21 protein-coding genes are annotated in these 23121 nt (G+C 66.8%); 4 read left to right on the plus strand and 17 right to left on the minus strand.

The genetic code is table 11. The annotated features are described in order from the left end of the window. Positions 1–27 precede the first annotated feature (27 nt). The 13 genes from secA to JIM94_RS00415 all read right to left on the minus strand — a co-directional run bounded on the left by secA (position 28) and on the right by JIM94_RS00415 (position 15173). Complete coding sequence (gene secA, locus JIM94_RS00355) at positions 28–2670, minus strand: preprotein translocase subunit SecA (protein WP_200254117.1); 2643 nt, start codon at positions 2668–2670, stop codon at positions 28–30. 197 nt (positions 2671–2867) lie between these two features. Further along, positions 2868–3539 carry a ribosome hibernation-promoting factor, HPF/YfiA family gene (gene hpf / locus JIM94_RS00360; protein ID WP_200254119.1) on the minus strand — a complete coding sequence of 224 codons (672 nt, stop codon included), beginning with the start codon at positions 3537–3539 and terminating at the stop codon, positions 2868–2870. Positions 3540–3671: 132 nt separating this feature from the next. Then, positions 3672–4292 (minus strand): ComF family protein, encoded by a 621-nt coding sequence (locus JIM94_RS00365; RefSeq protein WP_200254121.1) that lies wholly within the window; start codon positions 4290–4292, stop codon positions 3672–3674. Between the two features lie 25 nt (positions 4293–4317). Continuing rightward, positions 4318–6090: an MtrAB system accessory lipoprotein LpqB gene (gene lpqB, locus JIM94_RS00370; RefSeq protein ID WP_200254123.1), complete on the minus strand. Its 1773-nt coding sequence runs from the start codon at positions 6088–6090 to the stop codon at positions 4318–4320. Then, positions 6090–7697 carry an MtrAB system histidine kinase MtrB gene (gene mtrB / locus JIM94_RS00375; protein ID WP_200254125.1) on the minus strand — a complete coding sequence of 536 codons (1608 nt, stop codon included), beginning with the start codon at positions 7695–7697 and terminating at the stop codon, positions 6090–6092. Before mtrB ends, lpqB begins: the two co-directional genes overlap by 1 nt. A 100-nt stretch (positions 7698–7797) precedes the next feature. Next, positions 7798–8478 (minus strand): MtrAB system response regulator MtrA, encoded by a 681-nt coding sequence (gene mtrA, locus JIM94_RS00380; RefSeq protein WP_200254127.1) that lies wholly within the window; start codon positions 8476–8478, stop codon positions 7798–7800. Positions 8479–8588: 110 nt separating this feature from the next. Further along, entirely contained in the window at positions 8589–9257 is a 669-nt protein-coding gene (locus JIM94_RS00385; RefSeq protein WP_200254129.1) for a dTMP kinase, read from the minus strand. A 37-nt stretch (positions 9258–9294) separates the two neighbouring features. Next, positions 9295–9657, minus strand: a complete 363-nt coding sequence (locus tag JIM94_RS00390; RefSeq protein WP_200254131.1) for a hypothetical protein — start codon at positions 9655–9657, stop codon at positions 9295–9297. 583 nt (positions 9658–10240) lie between these two features. Further along, a complete protein-coding gene (locus JIM94_RS00395; protein WP_200254133.1) occupies positions 10241–10420 on the minus strand; it encodes a hypothetical protein in 180 nt (59 codons plus the stop codon). Between the two features lie 251 nt (positions 10421–10671). Beyond that, positions 10672–11883, minus strand: a complete 1212-nt coding sequence (manA, locus tag JIM94_RS00400; RefSeq protein ID WP_200254135.1) for a mannose-6-phosphate isomerase, class I — start codon at positions 11881–11883, stop codon at positions 10672–10674. A gap of 18 nt (positions 11884–11901) precedes the next feature. After that, the gene (locus JIM94_RS00405) at positions 11902–12900 is read right to left on the minus strand and encodes a hypothetical protein (protein ID WP_200254137.1); all 999 of its coding nucleotides are present in this window, start codon (positions 12898–12900) and stop codon (positions 11902–11904) included. A 178-nt stretch (positions 12901–13078) separates the two neighbouring features. After that, on the minus strand, positions 13079–14455 hold the full coding sequence (locus tag JIM94_RS00410) for a phosphomannomutase/phosphoglucomutase (RefSeq protein WP_200254139.1): 1377 nt from the start codon (positions 14453–14455) through the stop codon (positions 13079–13081). Positions 14456–14720: 265 nt separating this feature from the next. Then, positions 14721–15173, minus strand: coding sequence for a DUF3499 domain-containing protein (locus tag JIM94_RS00415; RefSeq protein WP_200254141.1), 453 nt, complete (start codon positions 15171–15173; stop codon positions 14721–14723). Between the two features lie 97 nt (positions 15174–15270). Between JIM94_RS00415 and JIM94_RS00420 the strand changes: the two genes are divergently transcribed. Further along, positions 15271–15726: a metallopeptidase family protein gene (locus JIM94_RS00420; RefSeq protein ID WP_200254143.1), complete on the plus strand. Its 456-nt coding sequence runs from the start codon at positions 15271–15273 to the stop codon at positions 15724–15726. Between the two features lie 65 nt (positions 15727–15791). Here the strand turns inward: JIM94_RS00420 and JIM94_RS00425 are convergent, their stop codons facing one another. From JIM94_RS00425 to rfbD, 4 genes are all read right to left on the minus strand, one after another. Further along, positions 15792–16040 (minus strand): WhiB family transcriptional regulator, encoded by a 249-nt coding sequence (locus JIM94_RS00425; protein ID WP_200254281.1) that lies wholly within the window; start codon positions 16038–16040, stop codon positions 15792–15794. Between the two features lie 518 nt (positions 16041–16558). Further along, a complete protein-coding gene (gene manB, locus JIM94_RS00430; RefSeq protein ID WP_200254145.1) occupies positions 16559–17650 on the minus strand; it encodes a mannose-1-phosphate guanylyltransferase in 1092 nt (363 codons plus the stop codon). Positions 17651–17720: 70 nt separating this feature from the next. Continuing rightward, a complete protein-coding gene (locus tag JIM94_RS00435; protein ID WP_200254147.1) occupies positions 17721–18611 on the minus strand; it encodes a glycosyltransferase family 2 protein in 891 nt (296 codons plus the stop codon). Between the two features lie 4 nt (positions 18612–18615). Further along, positions 18616–19503, minus strand: coding sequence for a dTDP-4-dehydrorhamnose reductase (gene rfbD, locus JIM94_RS00440; protein WP_200254149.1), 888 nt, complete (start codon positions 19501–19503; stop codon positions 18616–18618). A 120-nt stretch (positions 19504–19623) separates the two neighbouring features. On the opposite strand from rfbD, the gene JIM94_RS00445 reads away from it, so the two are divergent. From JIM94_RS00445 to JIM94_RS00455, 3 genes are read left to right on the plus strand one after another with little or no spacing between them, the layout of a single operon-like run. Continuing rightward, the gene (locus tag JIM94_RS00445; protein ID WP_200254151.1) at positions 19624–21210 is read left to right on the plus strand and encodes an LCP family protein; all 1587 of its coding nucleotides are present in this window, start codon (positions 19624–19626) and stop codon (positions 21208–21210) included. 34 nt (positions 21211–21244) lie between these two features. Beyond that, a complete protein-coding gene (locus JIM94_RS00450; RefSeq protein WP_200254153.1) occupies positions 21245–21901 on the plus strand; it encodes a TIGR03089 family protein in 657 nt (218 codons plus the stop codon). 29 nt (positions 21902–21930) lie between these two features. Next, a complete protein-coding gene (locus JIM94_RS00455) occupies positions 21931–22971 on the plus strand; it encodes an ABC transporter ATP-binding protein (protein WP_200254156.1) in 1041 nt (346 codons plus the stop codon). Positions 22972–23121 lie beyond the last annotated feature (150 nt).

A 23121-nucleotide genomic window follows, 5' to 3' on the forward strand; every position in this document is an offset into this window, starting at 1 on the left:
TTCGTCACCCGCGGCGGGGCCGGAGGATCAGGGTTCCGCGGGACCCGAGGTCCGGAGCGAGTCCGGTGACGGCCGGCGGGAACCACCGTCTCCGAAGTCCTCGGCGTCCAGCTTGCCGTCGTGGTTGAGGTCCGCGGTCCCCTCCTCCTCGATCTTCGGCAGCACCTGGTTGCGCAGGATGAAGAGCTTGCGGACGGTCTCCTCCTTGATGCCGTCCTTCATGGCGTTGAACATGTCGCCGCCCTCCTTCTGGTACTCGACCAGGGGATCACGCTGCGCCATCGCACGGAGGCCGATGCCCTCCTTGAGATAGTCCATCTCGTAGAGGTGTTCACGCCACTTCTGGTCGACGACGTTCAGGATCGTCATGCGCTCGACGGAGCGCATCTGCTCCTCCGAGCCCTGCGAGACCACGACGTCCTCCATCTCGTCGTACTGCTTGTGCACGTCCTTGAGGACGGCATCCAGGAGCTGCTCGGCGGTCAGCTCGTTGGCCTGGCCGTACTCGGTCCCCTTGACGAGGCTCTTCCAGGTCATCGAGGGCCCGTAGAGGCTCTCCAGGGCGTTCCAGAGACGGTCGAGGTCCCAGTCCTCCACATAGCCGTTGGAGGTCTCACCCGCGATGTAGGCGGTGACGGTGTCGTCGATCATCGACTGCACCTGGGGTCCGACCTCCCGGCCCTCCAGGATCTGTCGACGCTCCCGGTAGATGACCTTGCGCTGCTCGTTCATCACCTCGTCGTACTTGAGGACGTTCTTCCGCATCTCGAAGTTCTGGTTCTCGACCTGCGTCTGCGCACCCTTGATCGAGTTGGAGACCATCTTCGCGTCGATGGGCATGTCATCCGGCACGTTCAGCCGGTTCATCATGTTCTCCATCGTCGCGCCGACGAAACGGACCATGAGGTCGTCACGCATGGAGAGATAGAAGCGGGTGACGCCCGGGTCGCCCTGTCGGCCGGAACGACCACGGAGCTGGTTGTCGATTCGACGTGACTCGTGCCGCTCCGTACCGAGGACATAGAGCCCACCCGCCGCGCGGACCTGCTCCGCGAGCTTCTCGGACTTCTCCTTCATCCGGACGATCTCCTCGTCCCACGCGGCCTCGTACTCCTCGGAGTTCTCCACCGGATCGAGACCCCGCTCACGCAGGTTGATGTCGGCGAGAATGTCCGGGTTGCCGCCGAGGACGATGTCGGTACCGCGACCGGCCATGTTGGTGGCGACGGTGACGGCCCCCGGGAGACCCGCACGGGCCACGATCTCGGCCTCCTGCTCATGGTGCTTGGCGTTCAGCACATGGTGCCGGATGCCGCGCTTCTGCAGCAGACCCGAGAGGTACTCGCTCCGCTCGACGGAGGTGGTGCCGACGAGGACCGGCTGGCCCTTCTCCACACGCTCGGCGATGTCGTCCACGACGGCGGCGAACTTCGCCTCCTGCGTCTTGTAGACGAGATCGGTGAGATCCTCACGCTGGTTCGGGCGGTTGGTCGGGATCGACACCACGTTGAGCTTGTAGATCTGGTGCAGCTCGGCCGCCTCGGTCTCGGCGGTACCCGTCATCCCGGAGAGCTTGTCGTAGAGACGGAAGTAGTTCTGGAGGGTGATCGTGGCGAGGGTCTGGTTCTCGCTCTTGATCTCCACCCCCTCCTTCGCCTCGATCGCCTGGTGCATGCCCTCGTTGTACCGCCGGCCCGGAAGGACACGGCCGGTGAACTCGTCGACGATCATGACCTCACCGTTGCGCACGATGTAGTCCTTGTCGCGGGTGAACAGTTCCTGCGCCTTGATCGCGTTGTTCAGGTAGCTCACCAACTGCGAGTGCTCCGGAGCGTACAGGTTGTCGATGCCGAGCTGGTCCTCGACGAACTCCACGCCCTCCTCACGGACACCGATCGTCTTCTTCCGGTGGTCGACCTCGTAGTGGACATCGAGACGCATCTTCGGGACGATCCGGGAAAACGCCGAGTACCACTCGCTCGAGCCGTCCGCCGGACCCGAGATGATCAACGGGGTACGTGCCTCGTCGATCAGGATCGAGTCGACCTCGTCGACGATGGCGTAGTTGTGGGGGCGCTGCACGAGCGCATCAATGCTCTGCGCCATGTTGTCCCGGAGGTAGTCGAAACCCAGCTCATTGTTCGTTCCGTAGGTGATGTCCGCGTTGTACGCGCGGCGACGCTCCTCCGGGCGCATGTTCGAGAGGATGACGTCGGTCTCCAGGCCGAGGAAGCGGTGCACACGACCCATCCACTCGGAGTCACGCTTGGCCAGGTAATCATTCACCGTGACGACGTGGACGCCCTTGCCCTCCAGGGCGTTGAGGTAGGCGGGCAGCACACAGGTCAGGGTCTTGCCCTCACCGGTGCGCATCTCGGCGACATTGCCGAAGTGCAGGGCCGCGCCACCCATGATCTGCACCGCATAGTGCTTCTGACCGAGAACACGCCACGAGGCCTCCCGTGCCACGGCGAAAGCCTCCAGCAGGATGTCATCGAGGGTCTCGCCGGCCTCCAGCCGCTCCCGGAACTTGTCCGTCGAGGCCCTGAGCTCATCATCGCTCACATCGGCGTACTTCGGCTCGAGGGCGATGACCTCGTCGGAGATCTTCTTCAGGCGCTTCACGGCGCGCCCCTCACCGACTCGGAGGATCCGGGACAGTCCAAACACGGGCAGTCGTCCTTTGTCTATGTGGGTTCAAGCGGATAGATTCCCGATCATTCTACGCGCCCACCCCGACATGGGAAGCACCCGCCACCTCACATCTGGTGTGGGTGACGGGTGCGTGGCCTCCCGCTCCGCCTCTCCGGTGTGCTCACACCGGACCCGGGCGGGAGCATCCGTGCTGCACAGGCGGCACTATCGCATCATTCCTCCGGTTCGGTCAGGGTGATGAGACCGTAGTCGAACGCACGACGCCGGTAGACGACCGAGGGACGCCCGTTCTCCTCGTTGACGAAGAGATAGAAGTCGTGTCCGACCAGCTCCATCTCGGACAGGGCGTCATCGACGCTCATCGGGACGGCCGGATGCTCCTTGGTCCGGACGATCTGGCCGGGAACGATATCCTGGACGCTGTCCGCGTACGGATCCACGTCGAACTCACCCATCTTCTCCTGCTGCGGGGCACTGGCCTCCGCGGTGAGTTCAGCGGCGATCTCCCCGGTCGACATCGGCGCACGATGCCCCGAGCGGCTGATCTTGCGACGTGCCTTCACCTTGCGCAGCGAGCGTTCCATCCTGCTGAGGGCGGTTTCCAGGGCAGCGTAGAAGCTGTCCTCCTTCGCCTCCGCACGCGCGATGTGCCCCTTTCCGGTCGCGGTGATCTGGATCTTGTCGCTCTGATCACTGCGGCGCGGATTCGGCTCATGCTGGAGTTCGACGTGGAAGAACGTCAACGTGGGATCAAGACGCTCGATCTTGGCGAGCTTGGAATTCACGCGTTCCGCGAAGTGCTCGGGAACCTCCACGTTACGGCCGGTGATGCTCACCTGAGTCTCGGGGCGCAGGCCGTCTTTGTTGTCAGCAGGCGTGGTCATTGCTCTTACCTCCCGGTATCGGCCACCGCACAGAAGCGGGTGGGATTACCCACGACGTCCACGGTGACGGGAACTACTGCAACGCCGAGTTTACCCGCCGGTCATAACCATCGCGGCGGGCACCCCCGCACCTCATGCCGCGGTGAGGGCAACCACCCCCGTGACCTGTATTCCGGCCACGGAAAGACGCTCGATTGTGGCGGTCGCGGTTGCCCCCGTCGTCACCACGTCATCGACGAGCACCACCCCCTCATCCACCCGTGGACGTCGCCGCTCGTCGCGAACCGCACCCACGAGATTCGCCCGACGGGCCGGGGCGTCCAGCCCCGCCGAGTCCTCCACCGAGGCGTCGAGATGAACCAGTTGAACCACCGTGAGACCGGTCGCCCGACAGATCGCCGTCACCGGATCGCCTCCGCGCAGACGCGCCGCTCTTTTCCTCGTGGGCGCAGGTGACAGGACAATACCGGAACATTCCGGGAGCTCCCCGCGCGCGGAGAGGAACACGATCGCGGAGCGGAGGACGGCACCGACCTCCGGAATCGCGTCCCTCCTGCCCCGTTCCTTGATGGCCAGGACCGTCGAACGGTGCACCCCACCCCACGGACCCAGCGCGAACACCGGAACACGGGGATCGACCCGCGGCTCAACCCGGAACGGAATCCGGCGCCATGCGGTGCGGCAGGGTTCACACAGTGTCACCCCCACCGCACCACATCCGGCGCAGTGTTTCGGGAGCAGGAGTTCCAGCACCGGTTCCCTCCCCTGGCCCGCCGGCCTAGTCCGCGACCACGGGCACCGCGCGGGTGCCCTGAAGCGCCGGAACCTCACGCCAGAACGCGGCGGAGTTCGTCGAGGCCGGAAGCTGGAGCATCGCGCGGGCGTCGGTGGCGTAGAGGGTGTTCGACGACGACGCGACAGCCACGATCGGCGCCATGAGGTTACCGGTGGGCAGCGATGTCACCGCGGAACCGTCTACCTCCACCCGCCACACCGGGGTGTCCGGGGACGATGTACCGACGAGGAGTGAACCGTCCTGCTGCCACGACAACGCCAGAGCTGTGTCACCGATCGCCGGGGCGATCTCCACGGGCCGCACGATCTTCCGCTCCCCCGGTGCCGGCCGGGCCACCGTCCCCACCCACACCCGTCCACCACGGATCATCGCGACACGGACCCCGTCGGGCGACAGTCTCAGCACCGATATCAGCTGTTCATCCCCACCGTGGTCCGGCTCATCGAGGGTACTGGCGTCAACCTCGACCTGTGACAGCTCGCCCGTCGAGGTGGAACGGGCGACACGTGCGACGGTCCGCCCGTCCAGGACGGTCCACAACGCCGTGGCCTCGTACTCGAAACTCGGACGTGTCAGTGTCCCGGCGGAGAGCACCTCGGTGGTCTGCCCACCCACGGGCCCGAGCAGCAGTCGGGACTTCCCCCGTTCCCCGGACCGGGGAGCCCCCGTCTTCCCGGGGTCACCCACACCGTCAGGGGTCTCCACCGCCGCAACAACTCCACCGGACGAGGAGATCTCCGCCGAGGCGATGTTCCCGGCGGTACCGAGCGGACCGGCGACGGGGCGGGCGTCCGTTCCGTCGACGAGCATCAACGATCCTTCGTTCAGTGCGTAGAGCGGGCTGATCGTACCGGCGAAGGCGTTCGGGTTGAACTCCGCGACGTCCTCCACCGTCAGTGCCTCGTGTCCGGGATCGATCGGAGTGCCGTCGAGTTCGACGCGGTAGGGGCCCCGTGCACCCGCGTGCGCCAGCGTCCACACCACCTGTGCCGCGAACCGGTGCCGCTGGTCTATGTCGAGATCACCGAATCCCGTGAAGTGGTAGACACCGCCCTCTGTACCGGTGAACACCGCCTCCGGGGGAATTTCATCGACCACACCCGGGGCGAGGTCGTACTGGGGCCCCTCCATGAGGAGGGACAGCAACGCCGTGTCCAGTGACGGCTGTCCGTTGTAGACCCACCTGCGGTCACGGACCAGGAACTTCCCGGTCGGCGCGAAGAAAAACAGGTCGTAGGGGCTGAACTTGTTCCGCAGCTCCGTGCGCTCCAGGACGACCCCCGGGGGCAGTGCCGAGATCCTCCACTCCCCGCCCACCCGGTTCAACTCCATCGTGGCCTCGTACTCCCCGTTCTCCGGGGTGTAGACCCCTCCGGTCCCCAGTGTGCCGACGACGGTTCCACGGACCTTGTAGGAGATGGAGTCCTCGGTCGCCCCCGGTTCAGCGTTGAGGTCGATGCGGTCGAGGATGAGGGTACCGGCGGTGTCGTCCCAGCTGGATGCCGTGGGATCGGTGAGAAAAGCACGGGCCGCCTGGTGCTTCTGTGCCGGATTGCCCGCTGCGGTGAAGAACCCGCGGAGCAGGAGATCAGGCTCCTGTCCGGGAACAGGCGCCAGCTCGTCCTCCGTCGGGTGGGACGGCTCGAACGCCCGGATCGCCTGCGGGGCGGAATCCCCGGGGAGGCTCGTGCAACCGGTGACCAGTGCGGGAACCAGGAGCAGTGCCCCGAGAGCACGGAGAGGACGTCGCTTCATCAACTACGTTCACCTTCCTCATCGGGGATCACGGACGGTGGGGGGACGTCGCTCTCCGACGCTCCGGGGGTACCCTGAGGGCCCTGGGGAACGGTCCCGCGCTCACCCTGTCCGACGGTGAGCTCAAGCGGTGATTCCCCGTTCCACGTCGATCCCGGGGTCACGGGCAGGGTCAGCCGGAAACAGGAGCCGACCCCGATCTCGCCGACGGCCTCCAGACGTCCGCCGTGCAGGACCGCGTCCTCGTGGGAGATCGCCAACCCCAGTCCGGTGCCACCGGAGTGGCGGACGCGCGACGGATCGGCCCTCCAGAACCTGTTGAAGACCAGCGCCTCCTGCCCGGGTTTCAGACCGACACCGTGATCGGTGACGGTGACCGCCACGACATTGTCCCCCGTCCCCACACGGACCACGACGGGATTGCCCTCGGAGTGGTCCACCGCGTTCGCCAGGAGGTTCCGGAGGATCCGCTCGATCCGGCGTGAGTCCCCGACGAGTGTCACGGGGGTCGTCGGTTGCTCGAAGGTCACCTCGACCCCGAGTTCCCCGGCCAGGTGCTTCACCTGCTGCCACGCCGCCGTGACGCAGGTGCGCAGGTCTATCCTCTCCTCGGAGAGATCCGCGACGCCGGCGTCGTGCCGGGAGATCTCCAGCAGGTCCGCGAGAAGCGACTCGAACCTGTCGAGTTCCCGGACCATCAGCTCCGCGGCACGCCGTGTGTAGGGGTCGAGGTCGTCGGCGCGGTCCGCGATCATGTCGGCGGCCATACGGACCGTCGTCAGCGGCGTGCGCAGCTCGTGGGAGACGTCCGAGGTGAACTGACGTTGCAGGTTCCCGTACTCCTCGAGCTGGTGGATCTGCTTCGACAGTGACTCCGCCATGGCGTTGAAGCTGATCGCCAGTCGCGCCATCTCGTCCTCCCCGTCGACCCGCATCCGTTCCCTCAGATGACCTGCCGCGAAACGCTGGGCGATACGGGACGCGGACCGGACCGGCGCAGTGACCTGCTGTGTGAGCAGCCACGCGATACCGACGAGGAGAACGATGAGAACCACGCCACCGAAGGACAGCAGTCCCCGCATGAGGGCGAGCGTCGCCTCCTCGTTCTCCAGCGGAAGGACGAGGAACAACTGCAGACCGGGAATGTCCGACTCCGTCGGTGTCCCGATGATCAGCGCCTTGTAGATCGACCCGTCCGCCCGGTCGATCGTGGCGTACTGGTAGGAGATCTGCCCCTGGGAGACGAAACTCCGCAGCCGGTCGGGGATCCGGTACGCCTCAGGGGACGTGGCGAGAACGTTCCCGTTGTCCGAGACGACCAGAACCGGTTCGAAAACGGCCGCCGATTCGGAGGACCCCCCGGTACTCCGGTTGGTGAGCGCGGCACGTGCCGAATTGATCCGGACCTGCGTGGAGTTCGAGGTGTCCGTCGCGGCCACCTGCTGCTCGACGATCGCCCGTGCCCGATCGATCTCCGAGGTGGCGATGGACAGTTTGGAGTCGACGAGACGCTGGGCGACGATGCTCACCATCGCCAGCCCGAGGATCAGGACGACCGCCGCCGACGCGGCGAGAATCGACCCGATGACACGCACCTGGAGAGACATGCGCCACGTCTCCGCGAGCCGCTGTCTCGCACCCGTCAGCTGTCTTCTCAGAACTGTCCCGCTTCCTCTTCCCGACCCGGAGACACCGGGGCCGGTGCCGCTACTCGCCGGCGCCGGTCTTGTAACCGACACCACGGACGGTGAGAACGATCTGGGGGTTCTCGGGGTCCTTCTCGATCTTCGCACGCAGCCGCTGCACGTGGACGTTCACGAGCCGGGTGTCCGACGCATGCCGGTATCCCCAGACCTTCTCGAGCAGTTCCTCCCGGGTGAACACCTGCCTCGGGCGACGTGCCATCTGGAGGAGAAGGTCGAACTCCAGTGGAGTGAGCTGGATCTCCTCGTCACCCCGCTTGACCATGTGCCCCGGAACGTCGATGGTGAGATCACAGACCTCAAGCACCTCACTCGGTTCATCATCGGTCCGGCGCAGGCGGGCCCGGATGCGGGCCACGAGTTCCTTCGGTTTGAACGGCTTGTTGACGTAGTCGTCCGCACCGGACTCCAGTCCGAGGACCACATCCACGGTGTCGGTCTTGGCGGTCAGCATCACGATCGGAACCGTCGACTTCTGCCGGATGATCCGGCAGATGTCGATGCCGTTCATCCCCGGGAGCATGAGATCGAGCAGAATCAGATCCGGCTGCTCACGTTCAGCGGCGGCCACCGCCTGCGCACCGTCCATGACGGCGACGGTGTCGAACCCCTCCGCCTGAAGAACGATGGTGAGCATCTCGGAGATGGCGGGGTCATCGTCGACCACCAGAATCTTGGCGTTCATCTGTCCTACTTCGCGTGTCGTCCTGGACTGTCCTGCGGCGGGGGCCGGCCCCGGGAACTCCGTCGCCGGAATTCGGCACCGCACGACTCCTCCCCCAGATACTACCCGGATCAGCCGTCAGCCCGGGGCTCCCGACCTCCCGGCGCGTACCCCGCGTATCCCGGCAGACTCCCGAGACGGTCCACGACCGCCCGTGCGGCTGCGGCGGTGTCCCCCGCATCGACGGACAGCCAGGGTCCGCACCAGGACTCGGCGGCGAGTCTCCGGTAGGTGTCCAGGGTACGTTCCTGGAGACCACGGTCCGACTCGTAGCGGTCCCGGGTCCTGGAGCTGTCCGACGCCTCCCGGGATTCCGCTCTCGACGCCGCGACATCCACCGGGGTGTCCAGGAGAACCTGGAGGTCCGGGACGGGGAGCCCGAGTTCCCCGAACTCCAGGTCCGCGACCCAGCCGCACAGCGAGAGGTCCCCGGCACGGGCGGCGGAGTAGGCTGCGTTACTCGCCACGTAGCGGTCGAGCAGGAGGAGGTCCCCGCTCCCCCGGTACCGGTCCAGGACGGCCGCCGCCCCGTACCGGTCGAGGGCGAACAGGGTGGCCATTCCGTGGATGCTGTCGGTGAGGTCACCCATGTCACCGTGCAGGGCCCGCGCCGCCAACTGTGCGGGGCGGGAGACGTCGTACCGGGGGAAACAGAGTGCCTCCGCGCCCGTTCGTTTCCTGAGCTCGGTGACGAGGGTGTTCTTCCCCGCCCCGTCGATGCCTTCGATGCTGACGATCATGGATTCTTCCTCGGGTGTCGGGGCAGTCGGGTGGTGGTCAGGCGACGACGCCGAGTGCCTCGATGTAGGGTTCGGTGTCGTAGTCCTCGTCGACGTCCTCGAGGATCGACGTGGCGTCGTCGTAGAGGGACTCGTCACCGCTTCCGATGAGCTCCCGGATGAACGGGTACTCCTCGACGACATCCCCCGCGGAGTACGGCGCCCCGGCCCAGATGGCGGCGATCGTGGCCGCGCACTGACCGTTGGCCCGGTCATCGTCGGTCACCTTCGGATCTCCCAGCAGCAGCTTGCAGGCGTCGGCGACGGCCTCGACGACCTCATCGTTGTCGAGGGCGGCCAACTCATCCAGAAAATCAGTGTTGACCGGATCGTTGAGGATCCTGTTATCCCATGCGCCCATGTGGACTTCTCCTGCTCTCTAGAGGGTGACGAGGCCCGTGACCGGCCTTCCCCGATCCGGGCACCATGCTAGTCTTTCTACTGTCATGGAGCCGCCACCTGCGGATTCAGCCTGATGGTGGACCGGAAATCCGGAACGGTCCGGACCATCCCGGATGTCTCCGCCGTGTTCCGAGAAGAAGTCGAGGAGAAGTGATGAAACGAGAAACGGGTAAAATCCTCGTTTTCGTCGTCCTCGGCTGTCTCATCGCCTGCGGAACAGGTGTCGGCGTCTGGCGCTCGACGGCTCCGGATCCCACCTTAGCCACAAGTGCACGGGAGTCGGCAACACCCGGGTCGGAACAGCCGACGTCGACCGTTCCGCTCACCGTGACCACCACGGCGACAACGACACCGGTCTCCCCCACCGCGACAGATCCCCGGGAGGGGCCGGTCGAGGCACGGACACCGTCCACTGGCCGAATCACCGTCGACCGGGCGGATCCGCTGCTGCCCCCGAACGCGCACATCCCGGCGCCCGGTCCCGGAGGTACCCGCCCGGTGCAGCCCACAACGGCCTTCCGCCCCCCGGCGCAACCTGTACCTCAACCGGACCCGGGTACCCCTCCGGCGGCCCCGGAGACATCACCCGGCCAGTCCACCGACTCCACGGAGACCACGCCGACGTCCTCCACCACGACCGCGGAGCCCGGCCCCTCACCCTCGTCGTCCACGACCACGACGGTCGACACCACGGAACCCTCCCCCACACCGACGGAATCCACCCCGTCACACGTTCCGACGGAACCGTCGTCCGAACCATCCCCGGGGACCAGCGGACAACCTGACCCCGGTCAGGACGAGGGGGACGTCCCACCACCCGTCATCGAACCCCCCGATCCTCCCCTGGTCCCGGGTGGGGCGGACCCGGGCACGGATGCCCCCGACGGCACGACCCGGCCGCACGCGGAACCGACACGAGGTGTTCCCGGGACACCTGCAGAGGAGCCGGATCAGGACATGTCCGGAACGGGTGTCACGCCTTCGCCACGAACAACTCAGCCCCGTCCGCCGTCGACGCCGACATCGTGACGGCGCTCTCCGAGGCCGGGATCCAGAGCGCGGAACCGGGTGTCAGAATGAGGGGCTCATCATCGACGCCGTGCCCCGCAGCCACCTGACCGGCGGTGCACAGCACGATGACCGGTCCGTCGTGTTCGACGACACCGGAGGACCCCGGACGGAGGTTGAACCGGGTCAGATCGAACTCATCGGTGGGGACCGGGTAGTGGGTCGCTTCACCGGTGGTCTCACTCCGTACCAGCGGCTGCGCCAGTGAGCTGAAGCTGAGGACCCGGACCAGCTCCGGCACGTCGACGTGTTTCGAGGTGAGGCCACCACGCAGGACGTTGTCCGAGTTCGCCATGATCTCCACCCCCATGCCGGAGACATAGGCGTGCAGCTGACCGGCGTCGAGAAAGACGGCCTCCCCGGGTTTCAGGTTGATCTTGTTGAGCAGAAGCGCCCCCAGGACCCCGACGTCACCGGGGTAACGCTCGTTCAACGCGAGGATGTTCCGGAGCACATCGATGATCCATTCCTCGGAGTCGTTCCTCCGGACCGTCTCCCCGATGCACTCGATCACCTTGTCGATCAGGGAGATCCGCGTGGCCGCGGGAATGGTGATCCAGGTGGTGAACAGCGCACGGAGATTCGTCTCCTCATGCTCCGGATCACTGTCCAGCATGGTGAGGTACCGGGCGAGTTCGGGGCACGAGATCGCGTCGAACAACCGCATGGTCCGGGCGAGCGGCCGGAATCCGGCCAGGGCCTCGAAGTCCGTGAGCGCGACGATCAGTTCGGGTTTGTGGTTGTCGTCGCGGTAGTTGCGGTTGTTCGCGTTCCGGGGGATCCCCGCCGCGTCTTCCCGCGCACACCCCTCCTGCGCCTGAGCCAGAGAAGGGTGCGCCTGGAGGGAGAGGGGCTCCGCCGCGGCGAGAATCTTCATCAGAAACGGCAGCCGGCCGTCGTACCGGGAACAGACACGGGCACCCAGGGCGGCGGTGGGGTCCGCCGCGATGATGTCGATGAGCGGGGTGTCCCCCACCGTCGACGAACCACCGGGATGGGATCCGAACCACAGCTCCGCCTCGGGACGGGACGACGGTGTCGGCAGTCCCCGAAGTTCCGCGATGGCCGTCCGGGAACCCCACGGGTATGTACGGACAGTACCTGTCAGCAGGTGCATGTTTCTGAAGTCACGTCCTCATTCGGTGGCGCGGTAGATGGAAGCGGCCCAGCCGCGGGTGGTCAGGCGGAGAGCGCCTGCGAGTCTGCCGGGTGCCGGTTCACCGCAGCCCTGGGCGATTGCCTCGGGCAGCGACGTGTCCTCCGCTGCCCAGACGACGATCCTCAAGGATAGCACTGCGGGGCCGTCATCAAGATAGGGGTCGTGGAACAGATCCGCTTCTCCCCGGCGCAGCGCCGGCAGCGCCAACCCCAGTTCAGGCTGCGGGATGACGGTTCCGGGCAGTCCCGAACAGTCCCAGATCGCGGCGACCACCGACGCCACCGCCGCACCGACCGTGTGTCCGGCGGTGTGGATGACACGGCGCCCCTCGACGCTGCCCCGGAGTTCCCGCGCCGGATTGACCAGCTCATCACGCTCAGGCCTCAGGGCCACCAGCTCAGCGTCGATCTCGTCCGCGACCCGGTGCAGGGACTCCACCACGAGTGTGCGGTCCTGTTCCAGCAGATCGAGGACGGCGTCGACGGTGGCGGTGACCCGCGCCGGTGACGTCGCCTGCACGGTGGGGGGTTCCGGGATGACCGCCACCCGCCCGGGAGCGTCCCCCGCGAGTGGTCCTCTGCCGGGGGCGATGAGCACTGTCGGACATCCCCGGTCCACCGCCGAGGACATGGCCCGTGCGCGAACCGGATCATCCGCGTGCCCTGACGCGATGATGACGACATCCAGTGGCCCCACGTAGGACGGCAGGACATCCGTGACGAGCATCGGTTGCCTCAGTGGCGACCTCAGGGCGAGCGCCAGGTGCGCCGCGCGTTCGGAGACGAGATCCCCCGCCACGATCACGACACTGCGGGGGCGGATTCCGACGAGGGCATCGAGATCACCGTTCCCGACGGCACCCGCGACAGCTCTCACCTGTGCCCCCTCATGGGCCACATCGAAGAACCGGACGGCATCGGTGTCGTAGGCCGAGCCGTCCGACCAGTCGCCGTTGTACTGCGTACCGTTGGTCATGAACTCGGGGTCCTTTCTCCGCACGGGGTCACCGGGCCCGGGCCCGGCCGGAAACCCGGCCGAACGGCCGTGGATGTCCGTGTGCCCCGGAGGTTGTTCCGGGGTGGTCCAGCCCCAGGGTAGTCCGGAACCCTGTTCGCCCGGCGGAGTTCCGGGCACGGTGGCGGACGGAGGCAGGTTACGCGCGTATTATCCCCAGGATCTCCGTGACCAACGCGTCAACCTCCGCAGCGGTGGGGGCCTCGACGTTCAGGCGCAGGAGCGGCTCGGTGTTCGACGCGCGCAGGTTGAACCAGGCCGGTGTCCCGGCGAGGCTGACGGTGACTCCGTCGAGGCGGTCGATGGAGTCGGTACGGTCGGCGAACGCCCCGAGAACAGCCTCGGTCCGCTCGGTCTGGGCCGCGGAGTTCTCCAGTCTGGAGTTGATCTCCCCGGAGGCTGCGTAGCGGTCGTAGCGTTCCATCATCACACTCATCGGGGACTCCTGGTGTCCGAGCGCCGCGAGCACGTGCATGGCCGCGAGCAGTCCCGAATCGGCGTTGAAGAACTCGGTGAAGTAGTAGTGGGCGGAATGCTCCCCGCCGAAGACCGCCCCCTCCTCCGCCATCGTCGCCTTGATGAAGGAGTGCCCCACACGGGTACGCACGGGACGACCGCCGTTCTCGGCGATGATCTCCGGCACGGCCCTGGAGGTGATGAGATTGTGGATGATCGCGGCACCGGGATGCTCGGCGAGGTAACGCTCCGCGACGATGGCGCAGATCGCGGAGGGACTGACCGGCTGCCCCTTCTCGTCGATGACGAAACAGCGGTCGGCGTCACCGTCCAGGGCGAGTCCGATGTCCGCCCCGGTTTCGAGGACGAACCGCTGGAGATCCCTCAGGTTGGCGGGCTCCAGCGGATTGGCCTCGTGATTGGGGAAAGTGCCGTCGAGCTCGAAATAGAGCGGACGGATCTCTATGGGCAGTCCCTCGAACACGGCGGGAACCGTGAGACCCCCCATGCCGTTGCCCGCGTCGGCGGCCACGGTCAGCGGCCGGATCCCCGAGAGGTCGACCAGCGAACGGAGGAACGCACCGTATTCGGCGAGGACATCACTGTCGGTGACCGATCCGGCGGTACCGTCGAACGCGGCAACACCGCTGACGAGATCATCGGCGATGGTGGCCAGCCCGGAGGACTGCCCCACGGGGCGGGCACCGGCGCGGCAGAGTTTGATTCCGTTGTACTTCGCGGGATTGTGGCTGGCGGTGAACATCGCGCCGGGGCAGTTCCTCGCACCGGAGACGTAGTACAACTCGTCGGTGGAGGTCAGGCCCAGCATCTCCGCGTCCAGCCCCTGGGAGGTGACCCCCCGGGCGAAGGCTGCGGCGAGTTCGGGCGAGGAATCACGCATGTCATGTCCGACCGCGATCACCGTCGCACCTTCACCGCGCATGAGACGGGCGAAGGCGGCACCGGTGTCCCGGACGAAGTCCACGTCGATGCCGTCTCCGACCACACCACGGATGTCATAGGCCTTGATGACGGCATCAACGGAATCACGGGTGCGCATGTGGTGGATCTCCTTCAGGGGTGGGCTCAGAAAACGGTGGAAAACAGGGACGGCCGGTGATCCGTGCCCGTATCCCTGTCTTTTGTCCGGATTCGTTTTTTATTTCGCCCGATCATACCCGCGCCCGCCCCGGATGCGTCCGGGAAGCAGGGCGAAAGCGAACTACGTGAGCGGTCTCACGTACCGGGAGGCCGCTCCGACCCGCACCGCCCCGGAGAAACCGGTGTCCGGGCCGCTCCGGTCCAGGCGGATGTCCGGTACCGTGTCACTCCCCCTGCACGTCCGGGGAACCGGATTCCCCCCCATCGGGATCCGGGACGATGCGCAGGTGGGAACGACGACGTTGACGTGCCGCCTGGACACGTGGCATACGGCGCGCGGGGTGCCGGGCATCCGTGTCCCGGTCGACGGAGTCCGCGGACTCGGGGTCCGGAACGAGACCGGACACAGATCTACCGGCTTCACGGACGGCCTCGGCGAGCGCGGTGAGATCGTCGTCCTCGCCGAACTCCGGGTGGATGTGGTTGAACCGGAGCAGCTCCCAGCCGAGGGGGGCGGTGATGGAACTGGCGTGGTGGTCGCACAGATCCCAGCTGTGGGGCTCGCTGTTCGGGGCGAGAGGCCCGATTACGGCCGTCGACTCGGCGTAGGCGTACGTCAAGGTGGCCACGGCGGGTTTGCCGCAGCCCGGGCGGGAACAGCGTCGAAATTGGCTCACGGTCACAAAGTCTAGACCCATGGTTGAGGTTTCTGTAGTGCACCTCCCCCGGCGCGCCCCCTCGGACATGCACATGAACACCGTTACGCTGGAACGCATGCCCGTCCAGTCCCCCCGCAATCGACGCGGCAGGGGCCCTCGCGGCCCCCTGCTCCCTCCGGGAACACCCAGGCACAGAAGCGTCGCCCGACGCTTCGACGCCGCTGTCGTCGACGCCTACCAGCCACTCCTCGACGCCTACCCGGACCAGCTCCGGAACCTCGACATCGCGGTGGACACGGTACCCCGGATGCGCCTGCGTCCCGACATGACCGTCTTTCCGGAGGAGATAGCCGCCGACGGCCCCGTTCCGCTCGGGCGCGTCATCCCCGCCGGCGTGGATTCGAGGGGACGCCCCACCAGGGCACGGATCGTCGTGTTCAGGAAGCCCGTGGAACAGCGTTGCACCGGAGTGGAGGAACGGACGGAGCTGCTGCGCCGGATCCTGACCCAGCTGGTCGCCGCCCACCTGAACATGGACCCCTCCGACATCGACCCGGGTTTCCACGACTGAGAAGCCCCGGACGAGAAGAAAAGCGGCCACCCCACCGGGAGTGACCGCAACAGATGAGGAACCGTTCAGCCGAGCTGTTTTTTCAGCCGGCGACGCTCACGTTCGGAGAGCCCACCCCAGATGCCGAAACGCTCGTCATTCTCCAGGGCGTATTCGAGACATTCGTCGCGGACACCGCACGCCTGACAGATACGCTTCGCCTCACGCGTGGAGCCCCCCTTGTCCGGGAAGAAAGCCTCGGGATCGGTTTCGGCGCAGAGAGCCTGTTCCTGCCACTCCTGCTCCACAGCCCCGAACAGGGAGTCCAGCGGCATGGTGACGCCACGGAGAGCGGGACGCCCGGTGTGCGCATCATCACCACCATCGCCACAGTCCACGTTCACACTGCGAAGCGGTGCGCCGGACGCGTAATCCTCCATGGACGCTCCCCTCTCCTGCTCGTGGTGGACAAAGACAAACATGTGCTGCTGACGACGGACGATCCCGGACCGGACCACCCTCCACCCCACGGACACGAACGGTGGAACGCCGGGGGCGGGAACCGCTCCGACAGCCGGTTACATAAGTGTGATTACACACGTACCCCTAGATATCGTCAACCCGCCCGTGATCTATTTTCAGCCGCTCCATCGTTTACGCAGGAAACAAACCACAAAAACCACAGCAGTCACACCGGCGGAACTTCGGGGGTGAAGTGCGGGTGTCCCACATGTAGTGGTGGGGTCTGTGCCAGATCGCAAGAAAGAGAGATGATCGCGTGTCGCAACCAAAAAGGGAGCCCGGGAAGTGTTAGGACTTCCCGGGCTCCCCGCCACCGGCCGCCGACCACCGGTCAGGCGTCCGACGAGAACCTGATCCCGCCGTCGGGGATGACCACCCCGGGCCAGACACGCATCCCGTGCCGCAGTTCACAACGGGCACCGATCTGCGCCCCCTCCCCGATCACCGCATCGAAGATCCGGGCGTTCGGGCCGATGTGCACACCGGAGGCGATGATGGAGTTCTTGATGATCGCCCCCGGCTCAATGGTCACACCGTCGAACACGACCGTGTCGTCCAGGCGGCAACCCGCACCGATCTCGGTGCCCCGCCCCACGGACGTTCCCCCGAGCAGCAGGACCCCGTCCTTGACACCCGCGGACTCGTGGACGAGGGATTCGCCGGTCCTCCCATCGAGCAACGGTGAGGGGGCGATCCCCCGCACCAGGTCACTGGACCCCCGGACAAAGTCGTGGGGCGTCCCCATGTCGCGCCAGTAGGCGTTGTCGACGTGCGCGAACACCCGGCACCCGTCCTCGAGAAGCCTCGGGAACGTCTCACGTTCCACCGAGATGTTCCGGCCCGCGGGGATGCCCTCGATGAGTTCACGGCGGAACACGTAGCAACCGGCGTTGATCTGATCCGTCGGCGGATCCTCGGTCTTCTCCAGGAAATCCCGGACACGCCCCTCTCCGTCGGTGGTCACGCATCCGTAGGCCCGCGGATCGGCGACCCGGACAAGGTGCATCGTCAGATCCGCGTCCTTCTCCGCGTGCGTCTTCAGGATCGCCCCGAGATCCGTTCCACCGAGCACATCGCCGTTGAACACCATCACGGTGTCATTGCGGAGATGGTCGTACACGTTCCGGATCGCGCCACCGGTGCCCCGCGCGACATCCTCCACGACGTACTCGATCTCCAGTCCCATCTCGGAACCGTCACCGAAATGTTCCTCGAAGACCTCCGCCCGGAAAGACGTGCCCATGACCACATGCCTGATCCCGGCCGCCCGGATCCGCCCGAGCAGATGCGTGAGAAACGGGACGTTGGCTGTGGGAAGCATGGGCTTCGGTGTTGAAACGGTCAACGGACGCAGCCGTGTCCCCTTTCCACCGACGAGAATGACGGCGTCGGTGTCCTTGGCCAGCTGGTGGGGGTCAGTCATCTGATCTCTTTCTTCCAATCGGTTCTCCGGCTGACAGTACCGCAATGACCCGACCGGTCGACGGGACCGGTCAACGGGACCGGGGTAGCAGTCGGGACACGGCCAGCGCCAGGCCGGCGCGGAGTTTCAGTCCGCCCCACAGAACGGCCCGGAGGGGCGCCATCCACGGTTCCGCGTGACGGTCGGCCAGGAAACGGTAGGCACTGTCGTGGTGCGCCGGAAGCGTCAGGTCGAGATGCGCGTCCGCCGAGTGCCCCTGGTCATGTTCGATCAACGCCAGCGGGCAGTAGATGTTCTCCCACCCCGCACGACCGAGGCGATCCCCCAGGTCGACGTCCTCGAGATACATGAAGTAGCGCTCGTCGAATCCCCCGATCTCGTCGAAGGCTGCCCACCTCAGCAGCAGACACGACCCGGACAACCATCCGGCGGCGTGCTCGGTGTCCATGTCCCTGTCCGCGCGGTACTCGGCGGTCCAGGGGTTCGACGGCCAGACACCGGAGAACAGCGCGTGCCCCACTCCGTTGCGCAGGGTGGGGACAGTGCGGGCAGACGGATATGTTCCGCCGTCGGGCTGCCGGATCCTGGGTCCGACGGCCCCGGCCCCGGGATGACCGTGCGCACAGTCCAGGAGCGCGTCGATGCTTCCCGGATCAAAGGTCACGTCAGGGTTCACGACGAGGAAGAAGTCGGGGTCGATCTCGCCCCTGTCCCGACGCTCCCGCAGCATCCCGGCGGCGACATTGATCGCACTGCCGTAGCCGAGGTTTCCACCGGTCCGCAGCAGCTCGACATTCTCCCGTTCCCCGGCGGCCCTCTCGGGGACGCCGTCGGTTGAACCGTTGTCCGCCAGAATGACACGGAGGTCCCGGGCACTGGACGCCGGGAGCGAACGCAGGAAACTGTCCAGATGCCGGCCGGGCGAATAGGTCACGGTCACAACGGGTAGAGGGAGGGTCACGGGGTCAGAGTCTAGCCCCAACCGCACGGGCGACGCCGGAGCGCCACTCCGGCAGTTCCCCGTATCCGAGGGCACACCACGCCTCCGTGTCGAGGACCGACCACGCCGGCCGGGGGGCCGGTCGCGGAAACTCCGCGCTGGAGCAGGGTTCGACCCTGCCCGGGTCCGCACCGGCCTCGGTGAACACCTGTCGGGCCAGGCCGAACCAACTCGTGTGCCCGGATCCGACGGCGTGCAGGACACCGTCGGGAGCCGATCCGTCAGCCACGAGCCGCCACAGCCCACGGGCGAGGTCCACGGCGTACGTCGGGTTCCCGATCTGGTCGTCGACGACACGGACCGGCCCCTCCCCGGCGGCGAGACGCATCATGGTGCCCACGAAGTCACGGTGGTCGGGAAGCATCGCCCCGGAGTGGACCCACGCGGTACGGACCACCGTGACCCGGGCGTCCCCGTTCTCGGCGACGGCACGCGCGGCACGTTCCCCGGCGAGCTTGGTGATCCCGTAGACGCTGTCGGGAACGGTCGGCGCGTCGACCGACAGCGGCACGTGGTCCGCACCTCCCGTGGCGCCGAAGACGTAGTCGGTGCTGAGGTGGATGAACCGTGCCCCGGTTTCCGCGCATCGGCGGGCCAGCAGTTCCGGGGCCCTGACGTTCAGCGCCTCCACCTCATCGCGGCGCGCCGGGTCCTCGGCGGCGTCGACGTCCGTGAACGCGGCCGTGTTGATCACGGCATCGACCCCGGCGAGCGCCGCCGACGCACCGACGTCCGGCTCCGACGTGACGTCGAGACCCCGTCGATCGAGCCATCTGACCCGCACCCCGTCCGGGACGGTGAGCTTCAGTGCCGAGGCGACCTGTCCGCTGCTACCGGTGACCGCGACGTCCATGACATAGACTCCTTGTCTGACAGAGACGTGTATCCCACGTCGTGAGGTGGCACCCGGTTGTCCGGGAATCTCCCAACGCCACAGTAGAGCCCTTTCCGTCGACGTACTTGGAGCCCGCCCGTGACCGACCAGTACCGCCCGGTACGCGACATCCAGCCGCCACCGTCCCCCGTGCCCGAACTCCGGCAGACCGGGCCGAAACCGTTGCGGATACTGCTCGCGCTGATGTCGACCGCGGTGCTCGTCGTTTCCGGCATGGGCTACTTCACGGTCGGTCGGCTCGGTGACACCGTCGCCGGGGCGAGCAACCTGAATCTCGGCGGTGGCACCAGGGTGAAGAAGGGCGAGCAGCTCGACGGTGCCACCGACATCCTCCTCGTGGGGTCCGACTCCCGTTCCGACGCCCAGGGCAATCCCCTCACCCCCGAGGAAATAGCGATGCTGCGCGCCGGTGACGAGGCGAACGACAACACCGACACGATCATGGTCATCCGCGTACCCAACGACGGATCCTCGGCGACGGCCATCTCCATTCCCCGGGACACCTACATCCACGACGATGAGATGGGCAACACCAAGATCAACGGCGTGTACGGCGCGTACAAGGCCCAGCGCAAGGAGGAGCTCGTCGACAGCGGGGTCACGGACGAGAACAAACTGGAGGAGCAGTCCAAGGACGCCGGCAGAAAGGCCCTGATCAATTCGGTCGCGGATCTCACCGGCATCACGGTCGACCACTACGCGGAGGTCGGTCTCCTCGGGTTCGTCCTGCTCACCGACGCGGTCGGCGGGGTGGAGGTCTGTCTCAACGATGCGGTGTACGACGAGTTCTCCGGCGCCGACTTCCCCGCCGGCAGGCAGAAGCTCTCCGGTCCCGATGCCCTGTCCTTCGTCCGCCAGCGCCACGGACTCCCCCGGGGCGACCTGGACCGGATCGTCCGCCAGCAGTCCTACATGGCGTCCCTCGTCAACCACGTCCTGAGCAGCCGGACCCTGTCCAACCCGAAGACCCTGACCCAGCTCGGGGAGGCGGTGAGCCGGTCGGTGATCATCGACGAGGACTGGGACGTGATGAGTTTCGCGAACCAGCTGCAGAACCTCGCGGGCGGTCGGGTCCAGTTCACGACGATCCCGGTGACCTCCATCGACGGTGTCGGTGACTACGGGGAGTCCGTCGTCACCGTCGACGTCGATTCCGTCCACGACTTCTTCGACACCCTCCTCGGCGACGGTGGGGAGGAGCCGGGCGGATCCCCCGAAACCCCCGTCGCCCCGGACGGGGACCGGCAACCGGTACCGGAGCTCGACGTCCATGTCCTCAACGCGACCACCGTGTCCGGCAAGGCGGGCAGGGTCGCGGGTGCGGTGAAGGACCTCGGCTACCGGATCGGTGAGGTCAGCAACGCACCCGACGGACTGTATCCGGAGAGTGTCATCGTCGCCGCGGACGGCGGCGATCCCGCGGTCAGACTCCTCTCCGAGCAGTTGGGGGGCCTCCGGATCACCGAATCACCGACGCTCGTCGACGGTGAGGCTGTCGTCGCGGTCGCCTCCGACTGGTCCGGGCCCATCGGCGACGAACCCGTCGACGGGGACGCCGGCCCGGACGGGACCGATGGCGGCACGGTCGGACAACCCGGCCCGGACGCGGCACCCCCGGCACCGGTCATCAACGCCGGCGGCAATGGACCGAGGTGCGTGAACTAGAACCGGGCGGACCGGTTTCGCCTACCCTTGTGGCATGGACCTGCTCCGAGATCTGCTGACCGCCGACCCCGGTGTGCCCCGGCTGACCGTCTACGACGAGATCACCGGCGCCCGGCTCGACTTCTCCGCACAGACCCTCGACAACTGGGCCGCGAAGGTGGGGAACATGCTCTACGAGGAGTTCGATCTCCAGTCGGGTTCCAGGATCGCCGTCGACCTGCCCGCGGGGTGGCAGTCCGTCGCGGTGGTGCTCGGTGCTCTCGCGGCCGGTGTCGACTACACGATCGGCACCGACTCCTCCGCCGAGGTTCTGTTCACGTCACTCGACCGGGCGGACACGTCCTTCACCGGAGATGTCGCGGTGGTCACCGACGATCCCTTCGGACGTGGTGTCGAGGAATGCGGTGGCACGGTTCCGGAGGGGATGGTCGACTTCGGGCCGGTCGTCCGTTTCTACGGTGACCAGTTCCCCTTCCCGACGGGGACCCTGCGGGAGAAGATCGGGGACACCGTCCCGCTGCCGCCCGCCGGGTCCCGGACGCTGATCACGGGGTGGACGGACAACGGTGGGTTCGCTTCGGGGGTGCTCGCCCCGTTGGCCGCCGGTGGCTCGGTGGTCGTGGTGGGCGGCCCCGTCGACGCGGATCGTCTGGAGTCGATCGCCACCACCGAACGGGTGACGTTCCGGTGACGCGGCCCCGCCACTGCTAGATTTTCCCCATGGCTACCGTTCGTTTCGACAATGTCACCATCCGCTATCCCGGCGCCGAGCGTCCGTCCGTGGACTCGTTCGATCTGGAGATCGCCGACGGTGAGTTCCTCGTGCTGGTGGGACCTTCAGGCTGCGGGAAGTCCACGACCCTCCGTGCTCTCGCGGGACTGGAGGACGTCGAGGACGGGAGCATCACCATCGACGGGCACGACGTGACCCGGGCGGAACCGGCCGACCGTGACATCGCGATGGTCTTCCAGAATTACGCCCTGTACCCGCACATGAGTGTCGCGGAGAACATGGGCTTCTCCCTCAAGCTGGCGAAGCTGCCCAAGAGGGATATCGAGGCCAAGGTCCGCGAGGCCGCTGACGTGCTCGGCCTCACCCCGTTCCTCGACCGTAAACCGAAGGATCTCTCCGGTGGCCAGCGTCAGCGTGTCGCGATGGGGCGGGCGATCGTGCGGAATCCGGCGGTGTTCCTGATGGATGAGCCCCTGTCGAATCTGGACGCGAAGCTCCGGGTGCAGACCCGGACGGAACTGGCGGCGCTGCAACGGCGGCTCGGTACGACGACGGTGTACGTGACCCACGATCAGGTCGAGGCGATGACGATGGGGGACCGCGTCGCCGTCCTCAGGGACGGGGTTCTGCAACAGGTCGCGTCCCCGAAGGATCTGTATGAGCGTCCGGTCAACGCCTTCGTCGCCGGCTTCATCGGTTCCCCCTCGATGAACCTCCTCGCGGCGGATGACCCGGAGCGGGGACGGGTGACCCTGGGCATCCGCCCGGAACACGTCCGCCCGCTCGCAGACGGTGCCCCGCAGCCCGACGGGCCCGGGGTCACGGTCATCGACACCGAGGTGGATCTGGTGGAGGAACTGGGGGCGGAATCGTACCTCTACGCCCACCGTGTCGATTCCCCCGAGGTGACGGTGGTCGCCCGACTGGGTGACATCCCGACGCCGGCACGCGGTGACCGGGTCCGGCTCGTCCTCGACATGGACCGGGCGCACTGGTTCGATGCGGGGACCGGTGACCGGTTGGAGTGATCGCGGGCCCCGTGCAGTTCCGTTGACCCCCGGGGTGTGCGGACCGGGGTTCTTCAGCCGCACGGCCGCCGGTGTGAAAGGTGGGAACGGTGCGGCTCCTTTCACCCACGGATGGGGCGTGACTCCCCCCACATCCGACATGTGCACACG

This window comes from Corynebacterium pygosceleis, from assembly GCF_016595275.2.
Classification (GTDB): domain Bacteria; phylum Actinomycetota; class Actinomycetes; order Mycobacteriales; family Mycobacteriaceae; genus Corynebacterium; species Corynebacterium pygosceleis.